Annotated in this window: 13 protein-coding genes; 5 read left to right on the top strand and 8 right to left on the bottom strand. The window is 62.2% G+C overall.

The window, feature by feature from the left end; all coding sequences use genetic code 11:
• Window positions 1-650: 650 nt before the first annotated feature.
• Complete coding sequence (locus tag V8686_RS15580; protein ID WP_379705954.1) at window positions 651-1577, bottom strand: sulfatase-like hydrolase/transferase; 927 nt, start codon at window positions 1575-1577, stop codon at window positions 651-653.
• Window positions 1578-2277: 700 nt separating this feature from the next.
• Between V8686_RS15580 and V8686_RS15575 the strand changes: the two genes are divergently transcribed.
• Window positions 2278-3768, top strand: coding sequence for a flippase (locus tag V8686_RS15575; protein ID WP_379705951.1), 1491 nt, complete (start codon window positions 2278-2280; stop codon window positions 3766-3768).
• Between the two features lie 82 nt (window positions 3769-3850).
• Window positions 3851-5506 (top strand): aryl-sulfate sulfotransferase, encoded by a 1656-nt coding sequence (locus tag V8686_RS15570; protein ID WP_379705948.1) that lies wholly within the window; start codon window positions 3851-3853, stop codon window positions 5504-5506.
• Window positions 5507-5903: 397 nt separating this feature from the next.
• Here the strand turns inward: V8686_RS15570 and V8686_RS15565 are convergent, their stop codons facing one another.
• Window positions 5904-6035, bottom strand: a complete 132-nt coding sequence (locus V8686_RS15565) for a hypothetical protein (RefSeq protein ID WP_379705945.1) — start codon at window positions 6033-6035, stop codon at window positions 5904-5906.
• A 127-nt stretch (window positions 6036-6162) separates the two neighbouring features.
• Here V8686_RS15565 and V8686_RS15560 point away from each other — a divergent pair, with 127 nt between their 5' ends.
• Window positions 6163-6564, top strand: coding sequence for a DUF4112 domain-containing protein (locus tag V8686_RS15560; RefSeq protein WP_379705942.1), 402 nt, complete (start codon window positions 6163-6165; stop codon window positions 6562-6564).
• 15 nt (window positions 6565-6579) lie between these two features.
• Here V8686_RS15560 and V8686_RS15555 read toward each other — a convergent pair whose 3' ends face one another.
• The 4 genes from V8686_RS15555 to V8686_RS15540 all read right to left on the bottom strand — a co-directional run bounded on the left by V8686_RS15555 (window position 6580) and on the right by V8686_RS15540 (window position 11997).
• The gene (locus V8686_RS15555) at window positions 6580-7728 is read right to left on the bottom strand and encodes a mandelate racemase/muconate lactonizing enzyme family protein (protein ID WP_379705939.1); all 1149 of its coding nucleotides are present in this window, start codon (window positions 7726-7728) and stop codon (window positions 6580-6582) included.
• A 778-nt stretch (window positions 7729-8506) separates the two neighbouring features.
• Window positions 8507-9847 (bottom strand): aminotransferase family protein, encoded by a 1341-nt coding sequence (locus tag V8686_RS15550; RefSeq protein ID WP_379705936.1) that lies wholly within the window; start codon window positions 9845-9847, stop codon window positions 8507-8509.
• A gap of 395 nt (window positions 9848-10242) precedes the next feature.
• The gene (locus V8686_RS15545; RefSeq protein WP_379705933.1) at window positions 10243-11790 is read right to left on the bottom strand and encodes a sodium:solute symporter family protein; all 1548 of its coding nucleotides are present in this window, start codon (window positions 11788-11790) and stop codon (window positions 10243-10245) included.
• Entirely contained in the window at window positions 11791-11997 is a 207-nt protein-coding gene (locus V8686_RS15540) for a hypothetical protein (RefSeq protein ID WP_379705930.1), read from the bottom strand.
• A gap of 228 nt (window positions 11998-12225) precedes the next feature.
• On the opposite strand from V8686_RS15540, the gene V8686_RS15535 reads away from it, so the two are divergent.
• On the top strand, window positions 12226-13413 hold the full coding sequence (locus tag V8686_RS15535) for a M24 family metallopeptidase (RefSeq protein ID WP_379705928.1): 1188 nt from the start codon (window positions 12226-12228) through the stop codon (window positions 13411-13413).
• 28 nt (window positions 13414-13441) lie between these two features.
• Here the strand turns inward: V8686_RS15535 and V8686_RS15530 are convergent, their stop codons facing one another.
• Both V8686_RS15530 and speB read right to left on the bottom strand, forming a co-directional pair.
• Window positions 13442-14050, bottom strand: a complete 609-nt coding sequence (locus tag V8686_RS15530) for a DUF1989 domain-containing protein (RefSeq protein WP_379705925.1) — start codon at window positions 14048-14050, stop codon at window positions 13442-13444.
• A 38-nt stretch (window positions 14051-14088) separates the two neighbouring features.
• Window positions 14089-14955, bottom strand: coding sequence for an agmatinase (speB, locus tag V8686_RS15525; RefSeq protein WP_379705922.1), 867 nt, complete (start codon window positions 14953-14955; stop codon window positions 14089-14091).
• A 288-nt stretch (window positions 14956-15243) separates the two neighbouring features.
• Between speB and V8686_RS15520 the strand changes: the two genes are divergently transcribed.
• Window positions 15244-16035 (top strand): IclR family transcriptional regulator, encoded by a 792-nt coding sequence (locus tag V8686_RS15520; protein WP_379705919.1) that lies wholly within the window; start codon window positions 15244-15246, stop codon window positions 16033-16035.
• Window positions 16036-16054 lie beyond the last annotated feature (19 nt).

The raw sequence follows: 16054 nt of genomic DNA, 5'->3' as shown, positions 1-16054 counted from the left end.
GCGACCTGTTCGAACGGATCGAGGGTAGTGCAGGGACACGTGCGTCGGCCCTGTGTCGACGGTTGCTTTGTTTCACCCGACGATCGACGCTCTGTCGGACAGTAATGGTGCTCTCTACTCCGACAGTGATCGTTATCGATCTGCACGATAGCTGGATTTTGTCTCCGTTACTCTCGGGGGCCGACCGGATCGCACGGCACGTTCTCCTCGCCTATCGGAACGCTGTGCTATATCGGTCCGTCTCTCGTCTCGTCGGCCCACGTGATCGGCAGTCGTCAGGTGATTCAGTTCCCGCGTCCCGGCTTCTCTCCGACCGGGACTCCGGAAGCGACACTCGAAGCGAATCCGCTGCCGAAGGCTCCGACGACAGCCCTCAGAGCGAAACGACCGACGAAACTCGGTGATCCCCTCTCCCTTCCGATTGTCTCGAACGGCCCGTCAGCAATGATGGATCTCTCCACGACACACGTGGCGGTCGACGATTCCCTCGTGACGATCGACAAGATGGGGATCCGTTATACGCCGCGATGTTTCGAATTCCGGAAACGCGGTATCGGCATCGTCTCGGAGACGTTCCTGTTCTTTCTGAGTCCGAACGGATCTTCGCGCCACTGCTCAGCGACGGGGTCGGTCCTCGAGTGTCGAACAGCTCATAAGTATCCGAGATCTCTGAGGTGGGACTGGACGTCCCCATCCGATGGATCGACTCGATTCGCCTCCTGCGACGGTTCGTACCCCATCGTGTCCCTCGCCGACGTCTCCACCCACGGCACCCGCCGCACGCTCGGATGTGGATTCAGAGGAGGATGTCCGTAGAACCCACACTCCCCGAGAGCGTTCCCGTGGTCGGCCGTGATGACGACCGTCTCGGCGTCGACGTTCTCCAGCAGGAGTGCCACGTCGTCGAGGACGTACTCCAGATTCGTCCGGTAGGACTCCCACACGCGCTCCTCGGAGATCCGCTCCGCTTCGAGGTCGTCCCAGATAGACTCCCACTGCTCGCCGAAGGTGTCGATGTCGATGGCGGAGCCGATCGGATCGGGAACGCTCGGGAAATGCGGTTGCATGTAGTGTACGAGCAGTCGCTCCGGGTCGTGTGTGCGCGCCGTGTCGATGGTCCGGTCGGTGATCGGTCGTGCCGGGACCGTTCCGTGGTCGTCGTCCCACGCGTAGTTCCACACTTCGTCGACGAGTGCGAAGGCGGACGGATCGACGTAGTCGCTGCTGTAGGGATTCCCCGTGACGTACGCCGTCTCACGCATCTCGTTCGCCCAGTCGGTAGTGAAGTTGCGCTCCATCCAGATCCACGAACTGCTCCCCGTCGAGCGAACCGTCTCCGGTCGCCGTGGGAGGAAATCGTACGATTCGGCGACCTCGGCCAGAAGATCAGGACGACACGCGTCGAGGACGATGAGAACGTCCCAATCGTGTGCGAAGATGGGTTCACCCGGGACGTACGGATCGATACGAGTCGCGGCCCCGCGTTTGAACTCGTCGGCTGATCGCCGAAGCCCGGACTGGACACCATCCGACCGGATGTACGAACAGGTCCGTCCGAGCCAGTCGCGGAACGTCATTCACTCACGAGTGGTAGCTCATATTACATATGTCTTTGCTCGCGATCGTATCGCCGCCGCCAGAAGATGGGTGCCCCGGAATATATCGAGGGTGAGACAACCCCCGAATAGCGTCCCTTTACTCCAACACGAGCTCCGATCCCCTCCACTTCTGCGGTGTGGCTTCGCACCAACGAGGTCGACGCGGACTACTCACTCGGGTATTCACACCGTGACGTATTGCGCGGACGGCGTTCGGCGTCGGTATGGTGAGCCTCGACACGACGGACGACGAGGCGGCCTCGCACAGAGTGTACTGCTCGACGGTTCGGACTACGATCACCGCCACCGGTCCCGACAAGTGCGCCATCAGCTTCGTCGAGTTCTACTGCACCGAACAGGACACACGGGATGCAGCCGAGAGTGTCCCGTCGAACAACGACAACCCCGGACGGGGACGCTGGCGGGACGAGTCGCACAGTCCTCGATTGAGCGACCTTTCACGGACTGCTCTTCGTCGCTGCCCGGACTCCTTTTGATGCGGAGCTGACGCATTTGCCAAGATTTAGATAACTCCGTGTTGACAGATGATCTGTACCGGTGATTCCCGGCTCCGGGTCGGGTCCCGCTCACGACTAGCACTTCCCAACCGACATGTTCTCTCTCCAGCAACCACGTCCCCGCACACCACCGCCGTTGGAGCTCTCGAGCGGACCCACAGATGACTGACGACGAGGCCACCGCCGGCGGACTCGGCTCGCTCACCTCCATCTCCGAGGGTGCGGGCCTCTTCATGATCGGCAGGGTCATTTCGAAGGGATTCGGCTTCGTCACCAACGTCGTCCTGACGCGGTATCTGGGGACGAACCGCTACGGCATCTACACGTACCTGCTGGTCGTCTTCTCGCTGTTTACCGTCTTCACGCGGCTCGGTGGTGACAAGTCACTGCTGAGATTTCTCCCGGAGTACGAGGACGACACTCGGAAGCGCTACGCGATGCTGACGCTCGCGTACGTCACCTCGGTTGCGGGGAGTGTCGTCGTTGCAGCAGGTGTCTACCTCGGGGCGCCGTTGATCTCCGCGTACACGCTCGACGATCCTCTGTTCGCCGACGTCCTCCGCATCACGGCCATCGTCATCCCGTTCAACACCCTCTCCTTGCTCACGTTCTCGGCGTTCAAGGCCATCGAACGGATGGACTACCACGTCGCCGTCGCGTCGGTTGCCCGCCCCGCGATCCGTCTCGTCTTCATCGGCGGTGCCGTCGCACTCGGATACTCGCTCGTCGGTGCCGCCGCTGGGCTGATCGTCAGCGGCATCTTGACTCTGCTCGTCGCTCTCGTCGTTCTGGTCCGAAAGACGGATCTCGATTCGGTAGTCCGACCGACCCGTGGCGACGCCGAGCAGTACTACGACTTTTCGGTCCCGCTCACGTTCACCCAACTCGGGAGCTTTCTCTACAACCGGATCGACCTACTCATGGTCGGCTTCTTGCTCACCGGTTCGGCCGTCGGCGTGTACAACGTCGCCGTCATTATCTCACGGCTCCTCTCGTTGCCACTCAGTGGCTTCAATCAGCTCTTTCCGGCGGTCGCTTCGCGACTCTACCACGACGGGAACCACGACGAACTCGAGTCGGTGTACGGGACGGTCACTCGGCTCATCTTCACTCTGGCCCTATTTCCCGCCGTCGCAGCGTTCGTTTACGCTCCCGAGATTCTTCGCGTCTTCGGCGAGGGATTCGTTCGGGGGGACCGCGTATTGACCCTGTTCGTGGTGGCTCAGTTGACCAACGCGCTGGTCGGGCCGAGCGGGTACCTCCTCATGATGTCCGACCACCAGTATCTCACGCTGGCGAACCAGCTCACCTCCGGCGTACTCAACGCGGTGCTGAACTACGTACTGATCCTGGAGTACGGCTTCATTGGTGCGGCGCTGGCGACGGCCACCGTTCTGACGGCCATCAATCTGATCCGTGTCGGCCAGGTCTGGTACTTGGAGGGCTTCTCCCCGTACGACCGGACCTTCGCCAAGCCGGTGGTCGCGGGTGTCGTCTCCGGACTCGTGATGTACGCGTTCACGGTCCCGTTCCAGCGGTACGTTCTCCTCGTCGTCGGTGGCGGGTTCGGTGCCGTCGGCTTCCTCGTGACGCTATACGTCCTCGGAATCGACGACCGCGATATCGAACTTCTGCGCAGCGTCGTCGAGTAACCGTCCGTCCCAGCCTCCCGTCACACCGTTCTCCGGGAGTGACCACCCCAACCGTTATAGACGTATCAATTGACCAACCCATATGCAAGCGTCGACACGGATTCGACTCGGTCTCGTCGTGCTGATCGTCCTCTTGCTCGTTCCTGTCGGTATCGCTGCGGTGCAGTACGAAGGCGCCGACCTCTCCACCACCGAGCGCCGTCAAACCACCACCGACGTGACGTTCGTGACGACACAGGGAGGGTCAGCGAACGTCTACGAACACGCGGGCGAACTCGCCGTCGTCCATACCGAGTCCCGGGAGATTCTCTGGACGCACGACGAGTACCGGCGGTACATGGACGTCGATCCGCTCGATTCGGATCGCGTTCTGGTCGTCGCCGGTGAGCGAACCGAGTCGGACAACTTTCGACGCGTCGCCGTCGTACTGAACTGGCGAACCGGTGAGGAGTTACGGAAGTTCGAAGTGCCGAGCGACACTCACGACATCGACTATCTCGGCGACGATCGATACGTCGTCGCCGACAAGTTCTACCCCCGGTCCGAGTCCGGCCGGACCGACGGCCGCGTGTACGTATACAACGCCACCAGCGCCGAGATAACCTGGGAGTACGTCTTCGCCAATCACTACCCACCGTACCCCGAAGCGGGGGGACAGGCGACGGGGTACACCCACCTCAACGACGTCGACGTGATCGACAACGGGTCGGCATTTCTGGTCAGTCCACGCAACTTCGACCGCGTGATGGCCATCGACCGCGAGACCAAAGAGACCCGCTGGACGCTCGGCGAAGAGGACAACTACGACATCCTCCACGAACAGCACAATCCCGTCCTCTTACAGCGCGATCCGCTCACCGTCTTGGTCGCGGACAGCGAGAACGACCGGATCGTCGAGTACCGGCGAACCGACTCCGGGGGGTGGGAGCTCGTCTGGTCGTATTCGGCTGGGCTTCGCTGGCCCCGGGATGCCGATCGTCTCCCCAACGGGAACACCCTCATCACCGACTCGACGAACGACCGCGTCATCGAGGTCACACCGGGTCGAGAGGTGGTCTGGGAGTTCGAAATCGAACGGAGCACGTACGATTCGGAGCGCCTGGAGCATGGCGACGAGCCCGCTGGACCGCCGATGACCCGGTTTCGCGACGAGTTCTCGTCACCCGCCGAGTCGACATCCGACTCGTCACTCCCGGGGACGGTGCTTCGTCTCCGAACGAGCTACAACTATCTGTACCAGCTGGTCGGCGTCTGGCTCCTCCCCGATTTCGCCGGTCCCGGGGAGTTCGTCTTCGCCCTCCTCGCGACCCTCGTCACCCTCGGCTGGGTGGGCGCCGAGGCAGTGATCCGCCTGCCGTTCGAGCGGTTCGACCGGTCAGTATCCGCCCCGGCACTCGGAAACGGCGTGTACTACGTCGCCGGTGGGGGATTCCTTCTGATCGGTGTGTCGCTCCTCTGGACTATCGTGGGCGAAGATGCTCTCACTGGCGTCTACGTCGCCACGGCCGTTCTGCTGGGCAACCTCGGATACGGCCACCTTCGATCGGTGTTCTCCGCACGGGAGACGACGCCAGTGGAACGACTCGACACGGCTATCAGACTCGGGCTGATCGGCGGGAGCGTCGTCGTCTGTGGGTTGCTCATCTACTCGCAGGTGGGTTCGAACGGCCGGCTCCTGCTGTACGGCGGGCTCGGCGTTGCCGTGGTGGCGACGGCGGCGCCTCTGGTCGACGTGTGATCTACTCCCGCGACGGCGTATTCGTCAGCTCCGATCCGCCGGCCTATCGGCCCGGCGCCAGTCGGTCCGGGTCAGGACCGCCGCGGATCGTCACGGGGCGCCTCCTGGCACTCTTCGAGATGCTCGGGCAGGAGCTCAACCCGCTCCCCACAGAATGGACACTGGCGTCGCATGCGTCGTTCGACCTGACAGATGGCAGAACATAAGTTCGGGGGTCAAATTCTCGCCAGTGGTAACGGACGGCGACTGGCTTCCGACGGCTACCGCGGGGACGGCGAACGGTACGAACCGGACCGTGGAACGGCGTCGGCGGTTCCGCCCCGCCACGGCGGAACACAGAAACTCGGTGTGGATCGTAGACGTCGTGGGCGACGACTACGTGTCGCCCCGCCGTCGGTCAACAGCGCTCCCTCGACGTCGCGTTCCCCGCGAACTCGTCGCGCGTCCAGCGATCCACGTCCTCCGTCTCCTCGCCCGCTTCGGTGCGCTCGTTCCATCGGGTCGTAGTAGTGGCACACGAAAACGTCACTCCCGACTCGTCGAGGACTCGACACGCATAACGATTCCGCGGCGACGGGCCGCCACCGACCCAGCCGGACCGTCGCCACGCGGCTTCGAGACGGGTACTTATGCGTCTCGCGCCCTCGGTTCGTCCCATGAGCGACGACCTGACGGAGGCTTTCGACGCGCGCATCGACGCCCTGCCGGCGTCGGTAGATCGTGCCGCCGTCCGACGGATGCGTTTCGTGGCCCGCGTCCTCGACCACAGCGTCCGGATTCCGGGCACGTCGTTCCGAGTCGGTCTCGACCCGTTGCTCGGTCTCCTCCCGGTGACTGGCGACCTAGTCAGCGGCGCGCTCTCGCTGTACGTCGTCCTCGAAGCGGCGCGCCTCGGCGTCCCCTACGGGACGCTGATCCGCATGCTCGCCAACGTCGCCGTCGACGTCGTCGGTGGATCGGTGCCCGTGATCGGTGACCTCTTCGACGCCGCCTGGAAGGCCAACACGCGCAACGTCGACCTCGCGCTGGACGCCCTCGCGGGCGACGGGGTCGCGTGACTTTCGACCGCGTGACTACGGCCGCTTGAGGGCGCCGTCCTCGTCGAAGAGGCTGTGGCTATCCTTCGGCTCGCCGGGGTACTCGCGGGCGACGTCCGGGTTGAACGTCACGCCGAGACCCGGTTCGTCGGGAACTTCGATGGCACCGTCTTCGACGGTGAAATCGTGTTCGATGATGTCGTCGCCCCAGTCGACGTCCCGGCTCATGTGTTCGAGGACCTCCAGGTTCTCGATTCCCGCACAGAGGTGCACCGACGCGGCCGTACTGACGCCGGCGTTCGGGTTGTGTGGGGCGACGGTCATGTACCGGGACTTCGCCATCGACGCGGCGTGTTGGACCTCTTGGAGGGTGCCGTAGTTCGTCACGTCGGGCTGGACGATGTCACAGGCCTGTTTGCGAACGACGTCTTCCATCGTCTCGTTGTTGTAGATACGCTCGCCCGTGGCGACTGGCATGTCGACGTGCTGGGTGACGTCGGCCATCACCTCGCGGTCTTCGAGTTCGACCGGTTCTTCGAGGAACATGATGTCGTACTCTTCGAGCGCGTCGGCCACCTCGATCGCTCCACGCCGCGTGAATCGGCCGTGGCAGTCGAGCCCGATACCGACGTCCCAGCCGACGGCGTCCCGCACCGCTTCGAGGAGTTCGGCGACTTCGTCCAGCTGATCGTCCGTGAGCGAGTGTTCGTAGTGAGCGAACGGGTCGCACTTCAGGGCGGGATACCCCTCCTCGACCGCCTTCGCCGCGTGGTGGGCGTAGTTCTCCGGCGTCCGCTCCCCGATGTGCCAGCCGTTCGCGTAGACGGGTATCTCGTCCCGGACCTTGCCGCCGAGGAGTTTCCAGACGGGTTCGCCGTAATGCTTGCCCGCGATGTCCCAGAGGGCGATGTCGACGGCGGCGGCGACGGCGTTGATCAGCTTTCCCCCGCGCCACGCGAAGGGATATCGACGGAGCTTCCGGCTGATCCCCTTCCGGTTGAGCGGATCCTCACCGATCACGTAGTGTTTGTGTGCCTCCGCGGTGGCCTCCAGTGCGGCGGTGAGCCCTTCGCCGCTCAGGGCCTCCCCCACCCCGGTCAGCCCGGTGTCGGTCGTGACTTGGACGAAAAACCAGTTGCGCCAGTCGGCGTCGACGACGAACGTCTCTACGTCAGTAACTCGCATACCCCTACTGTGTTAAAGGGGATATTAATTGTACCGACAGACGGCTCCGCGGCGCGGGACGAGTTCCGACGACACGGTCGGACGACCGCAGGTCGACGGTGGCGGTCGGAGGGGAATCACGGACGGGTCGGCGTGGTTGCTCGTCCTTCCTCCCAGCCGCAGCGACCGCTTCGAGTTGGATCTACCGGGACGAGAATCAATGACCGGCCCTGCGATGGGGGTCCGTGCCCATCCGTATTCGACCGAATTAACAGATCTCAATATAGTTACGACTATTGAGATGTTTGGCGCCAAGTCGCATCACCCCGGGGACGATATCGGACACGGAGCCCCGACCGGCCGCCGACGGCTGATACCGATCCGAATCACGTGACGGTCGATGTTTCGTGATCGATCCGATGACGGCCGATCCCGATCCCGACACCGGCCGTCCGTTTCACGCCGCTTCGATCCGACGCGGAGTTGTCAGGACCTTCCCGCCGTTTGCCTCCGACAGCACGAGAACTGTCGGCTCGACGGGTGGAGCCGCTGATTCCACTGTGCTGGGGGACCTCCCGCGACCGCGGCGGAGCCACGCCCCATCCGAACGACGCGTGGGCCGAGCCGTCGTCGAACGTACATTCATCGAGGAAGAACGACGAACAATTAATTTTCCTGTCATTTCGATCACGCCGAATCGTGCGTCCCGACAGCGAGGTCTCGGCATCCGGTCACACCCGGACTCGGCGTCGGCCGAGCGGGAGGACACACCGTCCGCACGAATGTCCCGAGGCGGTGATTACTCGTCCATGGCGGCGTCGGAGATTTCGAGCGCCTCGTCCAGTGCGTCGACTGCTTCGTCGACGTCGTCCTCGGTGATCGTCAGCGGCGGTGTGACGACGATGGTGTTGACCGACGTGTAGAAATACACGTCATTGTCGAGCGCGTGTGCCCCGACTTCGTCGAGGACGGTCGTCTTGCCGGACACCTTGTCGCTCCGTTGCTCGAATGGTACCCGCTCTTCCTCGCTCCGCGTGAGTTCGAGGCCCTGATGCAGCCCGATTCCGCGGCGTTCACCGACGCTGGGGTGCCGTTCGACCAACGATTCGAGTTCGGACTTCAGATACTGACCCATCTCCCGTGCGTTTTCGACGAGTCCGTCCTCTTCGTAGGTCTCGATGGCTGCGACGCCCGCCGCGCAGGCCGTCGGATGCCCGGAGAACGTGTGTCCCTGATTGAGCAGGTTGTCCTCGAAGTGGTCCGCAACCTCCTCGGTGACGGTCGTTGCCGCCAACGGCTGATACGATCCCGTCAGGCCCTTCGCCATTGTGATGATGTCCGGCTCCGCCTCGTACAGCGTCGAGGCGAACCACTCGCCAGTCCGCCCGAATCCGGTCATCACCTCGTCACAGATCAGCAACGCGCCGTGGTCGTGTGCGATCCGCTGAAGCCGGGGCAGATAGTCGTCCGGTGGAGTCAACACACCGTTGGATCCAACGAGCGGTTCGACGAGCACGGCGGCGACGGTGTCTCCCTCGAGTGTCAGCATCTCGTCGATGTACTCTAGGCTCTCGTCCGGATCGAGGCTGGACCCATACGCATACGGATCCGGACCCTTCACCATACCGGGAACCTCCGGCTGGATCTCCGGTCCCTGTGCGACCCGTCGAGGATCACCGGAGGCGGAAAGCGAGGCTGCGGTCGCTCCGTGGTACGACCGGTATCGGGAGAGGATCTTGTGTTTTCCCGTGTACGACCGGGCGATTTTGAATGCGACCTCGTTCGCCTCGGTCCCGCTGGTCGAGTAGAACGTCTTCTTCAACGATCCCGGCGTGATTTCGGCCAGTTTCTCGGAGAGTCGCGCTCGCGGCTCCGTCGACCAGCCCGGGTTGACGTACGGAACGGTGCGGATCTGTTCGGCGACCGCGTCGCACACCCGATCCGCGTCGTAGCCGAGGCTCGTGCAGACATACTGGCTGCTGAAATCCAGGATCGAGTCACCATCGGCGGTCACGATCCGGGGTCCCTCGGTGTCGACGATCTGCGTCGGATCGAAATCCCGCTGGCGCGTCCACGTGCCGAGAGTGTACTCCCGATCGAGCCGCTCTATCTCGTTCCGTTCGGGTTGTTGATTTTCCATACCGACATGGCGTAAGCGTGTAATATGAATGTTTTGCAAAATGTCCCAGTATAGGATCAGCTGCTGTTTTTTGTTCAGCTCAACCACTCTACTAGAGAACTATTTTTACTCGTGCCCTGCCACGGCTGCCCAACACGACTCACGGGGGTCGATCTCATCGGGTCCGTGGCCACTGGTTGGCAGACGGAGAAGCATCCGATAGCCACGATCCGAAACTCCTGCCGACGCAAAAACTGAACGAACGTGTCTAGTTACCCGAGCGCCCACGGCTCGACCGTTTTCCGAGACGTCGGCTCGGGGACGGACGTCGAACACGAGGGGCCGTCCGGTTCGGTCTCCGGACTCGTGTCACGTCGAACCGGTCGAATCTACGGGGCGTGAAATCTCGAAGCGAGTCAGTCCCCGGACACCTCCTCGCGGCCTTCCCCGGACACCTCCTCACGGCGCTCCTGGTAGGTTCCCTCCAGATCGGACAGGTCCCGGTCCCGAAAGTCGTAGACGAACTCCTGGACGCGCTCCGAGTCCGGTTTCTCCGTCGCGAGTGAGACTCCGATCATCACCACGGTACAGACCACGAGGCCCGGAACGCCGATCCAGAGTCCGAGCGGAACGGCGGCGTCGGCGACGTTGTAGTAGAGGAGCACGATCAGGCCAGTCGTGAGACCGGCGACCGAGCCTTGCCAGTTGGCCCGAGGCCAGAAGAACGCGGCCAGTGCTGGCGGGACCAGCAGTGCGTAGCCGGGAACCGCAAGATCGATCGCGATCTCGACGAGAAGGCCCAGATCGAGAAGCGAGATCCCGAGCGCAACGACGCCGAAGATACCCGAGAGGACCTTGGAATACCGCGAGAGCGTCTTTTCCGAGTAGCTCGTCCCGACGAGTTCCGAGTAGACGTCCCGGGCACCGATCGAGCCCATCATCAGGATCATCGAGTCGGCGGTCGACATTGCGGCTGCAACCGCCGCGGCCATCAATACCCCGAAGAGGGGACCAGGCATCTCCAGGATGTACCGGAGGATGACCGTATCGGGATTCGAAAGCTCGGGGAACGCGACCAGTCCCGCGTAGGCGATGATCATCGGGAAGAACGTGAGCAGCCCGATGGCCGCGAGCGAGGAACCGAATCCCATCCCCCACAGTCCGGACACGCGCTTGGCCGAGTAGTACCGTTGCCAGATGAACGGCCAGACCGACTGTGAGAGCCCGAACCCGACGGCGGCCGTATACAGGTACAGGGGGTCCATCGTCAACTGGTTCGCGTAGTCGACGGTCTCGGACACCCGCGCGTACACGCTCGTCGGCGTCGTCCACAGGACGTACGCCGATACCACGATCAGGCCGACCCAGATGAGAACCGCCTGTAACGCGTCACTGTACGCGACGCCACGCATACCGCCGATGGCGATGTACACTGCCATCACGACGCCGATGATCACCGCCGCGAGTTGCCGGGAGATCAGTCCCTCGGTCAGGACGTTCAACACCAGCCCCATCCCGGTGAACTGAATCGTCACGTAGAAGATGGTAAAGCCGATCGAGATGAGTGCAATCAGGACGCGTAGCGACGAACTGTCCCCGAATCGGTCACACAGCAGGTCCGCAGGCGTCACGTAATCGTTCCCGCGCTTGCTCATCCGCCAGACGCGCTCGCCGATGATGACGAGGGCAGGCAGATCGATGAACGCGACCGCTCCGACCAGCACGATCCCGGAGATGCCGGAACTGTACGCGATACCGCCCCCTCCGAGGAACGTAAACGCCGAGAACGCCGACGCGATCATCGTCAAGAAGACGACGAAACTACTGAGCGATCCACTCGCGACGAAGTAGTCGCTCACGGAGAGTTCCGTCAGCCGACTCCCGTACTCGGCCAGGCCCAACAGTACGATGAGGTAGAGAGCCGTCACCGCGAGGCCGATGTACATCCACGTGGTCGTCACCATCTACAGATCACCTCCCTGATCGGCGGCACCGCCGAACACCTCGCGGAGGTTCGGCTTCTTGAGGTAGTACCACGCAAAGGTACTGTTGATACCGAACACGGCGAGCATGATGCCGAGCAACACGAGCCACGTCACGGGGAGGCCGAAGGCCACGGCTCCCGGAGACTGGAAATAATATAAATATCCCAGAAAGGTCGCGTTACTCACCAGTATGAACACTACCCACCAGCGTCTGATCTGTGACTGCTTCATAGCTTCGCTGGACATGCTAATTTCTACCATATTATAGCTAACCCACCATTGAACGTTTTTAATCGAGAGGACTATTCAGCCCTACTAAATTCTGGGAATCTGGAAATCATTCTATAATTGTCGTACCGGATCCCGACGTCCGTCGGCGGAAACGTTTTTGATCTCTCAATCTGAACACGGATCGTGACGTTCGATAGCTCGGAGTTCCGGAAGCGATACGAGAAGGCACGCGCGGCCCTCTCGGAAACGGAGATGGACGCAGTACTGATCACGAACCCCGAAACCGTCGAATACCTCGGGGCCGGTGCAGGGTTGGATGCCGCGTGGTATCGCCAGTTCTCCCGCTCGATTGCGTTCCCGACCATCGCCGTCGTTCCGGAGACGGGTGACCCGACGCTGATCGTACACAACGTATTCGAAGCCGTCGTCCGGCAGGCCACCGACGGCGCGTGTACTCTTCGCACGTACTACGAACGGGGCTCCGACACCGTCCAGTCGTACGCCCCGTTAACGGTCGACGCGATCAGGGAGTCCTGCCCGGCGGCTCCGACCATCGGACTCGAGGTCGGGTCGGGAACCACCACGGATCTGAAACTCGGCGTTCCTCTGTGTGCGCTTCGGGAGATTCGGGGCTCGCTCCCGAACGCCGAATTTCTGGATGCGGGCGACGTCCTCCGATCGCTCCGGATGACGAAGACCGACGCCGAAATCGACTGCATCCGTCGTGCCACCGCGGCCATCGATGCGACCTTCGACCGTGTCTTCGACGAGATCGAACCGGGAATGAGCGAGACAGAGGTCGTCTCAGTCTGTAATCGACTCGTCAGCGAACACGGAGGTCGCCCGGTCTGGACGCTCGCGTGTACGAACCCCTTCGAGATCCTTCCACGTCCGGACGTGACCCTCGATGCGGGTGACACGCTCTTTCTGGACATCGGTGCAACCGTCGGGGGATACCACGCCGATTACAACCGGATGGCCGTCGTCGGAGACCCCTCGCCCGAACAGCGAGAGCACAACCGGATTGCAGCCTCCGTGACGAACACGCTCGCTGACGCCGTCGAACCCGGACTGACTCCGGCAGACATCGTCGACCGATGTCGAGACGCGTACCGCTCTCGTGGCCTCGGCTCCCGTCTCGGGTTGACCTCCGAGACGAAGATCGGTCACAGCATCGGTCTCACCCTCTCGGAGGCACCGCAGTTGACGGGATACGACGAAACGACGCTCGAACCCGGAATGGTCCTCTGTATCGAGCCAGCCGTCATGACCGACGACGAGTTCTTCATGTCCGAGCAGATCGTCGTCGTCACCGACGACGGGTCCGAAGTCATTTCGAGTGCCGAACAGGAGATCGCTTCCATCGGATAGCGCCCGAGCGACGTCACCGGACTCCCGGTCAGAAGTTGGTAGTGACCACCGCGTCGTCGGGTACACGGATCTCGATTGCCGTGGGGCCACCTTCGTTGAGCACCGAGTCACCCGTACACGGGGCCACACCCACGATAGCGTCGCGCTCCGCACGAAGCTCGGCCGTATCGCCCGGATCGGACGGTGGGGCTCGGAAATCCAAGTATCGGTGGTCCGTGATCGTTACCTTGGTAAAGAGGTTCATCACGTCCTGGATGCGCTCGGGATCGATTCCGTACGGTTTCAGGACCTCCTGAAGATTGCCGCGACACCCGATCTCGTCCTCTTGGTCGTAATACTCGGCAACGATCCACTCGTTACAGGGGGCGAGAAGGAGGTCGTTGATACCACAGTCGTCGTGGACGAGCGTCAGGAGCGGCTTCCCGGCAGTCGTATAGAGGCTGTCCCCCTCCTCGAAGCGGACCTTGCCCGTCCGCCGATAGGTGTATTTCGAAGAAAACGCCTCCGAGGTGTCCGTCTCCGGGAATCCAGTCACGTCGACTGCCTGTCCCCCGTGGGTGTCGATTACTTCGAACGATTCGCCCGCGGCAAGTTCGAACGCAGCGCCACATTTCGCTTCGACGTGTACTTCTTTCATATTCTGTGATGGTCTCCGTCGTCTTCTCGGTCGACTGTTCACCCGAGGGCCGCACACAGTGCCTCGAACAGCAGATTCGCCGCAAGGATCGCGGTGGATCCCGACCGGTCGTCGTACGGTGGTGAGACTTCGACTAGATCGACCCCGATCAGATCCACTCCGTGCAGTTGGCGGGTGAGCGTGAGGATCTCGCGCGAGGAGAACCCACCGGGCATCGGCGTCCCGGTCCCGGGCGCGTACGCCGGATCGACGGAATCGATATCGATCGTGGCGAACACTGGCCCGTCAACCGTCTGGGCGATCCGATCTCCGACCGCGTCCAACCCGAGCGTCGTCGCCTCGCTGACCGTGTAGGACTCGATCCCGGAGGCTTCGAATCGTTCGACGTCTTCGGCGCCGTAGAGTCCGCCCCGGTCACCGATCCGAATCGACGTCTCGGGGTCGATCAGTCCCTCCTCGATCGCGTAGTGGACGGTCGTCCCGTGATTGTGGTCGCGTCCGAAGTATTCCGTCCACAGGTCGGAGTGGGCGTCGAACTGGACGAGCGAAACGGGGCCGTGCTCTTTTTCGAGCGCTCTGAGGACCGGTAGCGTCGTCGAGTGGTCGCCGCCCGCGAGAATCGGGACGATCCCACGGTCGAGGACGGCCCCGACGTGTTCCTCGATCACCTCGAAGGTGTCCCGAATGTACCCCGGCACTACCGGAACGTCGTCGTGGTCCACGATCGTGAACTCGCTCAGATCGGTCCCCGTCTCGGGGTTGTAGGGTTTGAGCAGCGTCGACGCCTCGCGAATCGATCGTGGGCCGAATCGCGCGCCCGGTCGGTAGGACGTCGCGTCGTCGAACGGAACACCAAGAAACGCGGCGTCAGCGTCCGTCCCTTCGAGGTCGTACACGTGAGGCATCCGCATAAACGTCGCGACCCCCGCGAACCGAGGAACCGATTGCGGATCGATCATGGCCGACGACACCCGTCGTGACTGCCCTCTACTCCGGCTATCTCTGCACGATCCGGACGAACGAAGCCTGCTGCTGTCACCGGGCGTGGCATCGCCCGTGGATACCGGGTGAAACGTAATCAAGGTTGGTGCTACTCTCCGGACGGGGTGATACGTCCGGGAACCGTCCGAATCCCCCGACACGTAACTTCGATAATACCAAAATATATGGGTGTCGACGTCGATATCGTGGTAATGGATACCGATTCTCCTCGAACCGTCCAATCGGTGGATCGGGCCTGTACGATTTTGGAGCACATCCGCCAGGCGGGGAACGTAACACTGACCGAACTGGCCGAGAAGATGGACCTCTCGTTGGGTTCGCTCCAGGCATACATGAACTCGCTCTGTCAGAACGGATTCGTCGTGAAGGAGAACCGGGAGTACACGCTCGCGCCCCAATTTCTCACCTACGGCGAACACGTTCGAAACAACCTTCCGCTCTATCGCGTCGGCCGGGAGGTGGTCGATACCATGGCCCACGAGACGGGGAACAACGCTCACCTCATCACGAACCACGGCGGACGAGAGGTGACCCTGTATCAGGCGTTTGGTGAGAACTCCGTCGGCTCGGACCTGTACATCTGGCATCAGGCCAAACTGGACTGGCAGCTCCACTGGTCCGCATCGGGAAAGGCGATCCTCGCCAACCTTCCACCAGAGCAAGCGCGGGATATCGTCCGAAACAACGCGCTGAAGCGACGAACGCCACATACGATTACCGACGACGAGGCGCTCTTCGAGGAACTCGAGCGCATCCGAGAGCGGGGATACGCGCTGAACGACGAAGAGGAGCTGTTGGGGCTCAGAGCAGTTGCGGCACCGATTCACGGGGACGAGGGACAGTTACTCGGGTCGGTGAGCCTCTCGGCTCCGAAGTCACAGATGACTGATGATTATTTCTACAACAAACTTCCAAACTACGTTATAAACAAAGCTAACATAATCGAGGTCGAACTGCAGGCCGAGGATTCCTACGAGACGTAGAGACGACAGCTAAGAACGT

Source organism: Haloplanus litoreus (assembly GCF_045690335.1).
GTDB classification, from domain to species: domain Archaea; phylum Halobacteriota; class Halobacteria; order Halobacteriales; family Haloferacaceae; genus Haloplanus; species Haloplanus litoreus.
The sequence above is the reverse complement of the archived record's forward strand: the minus strand, read 5'-3'. Positions and strand labels throughout refer to the sequence as shown.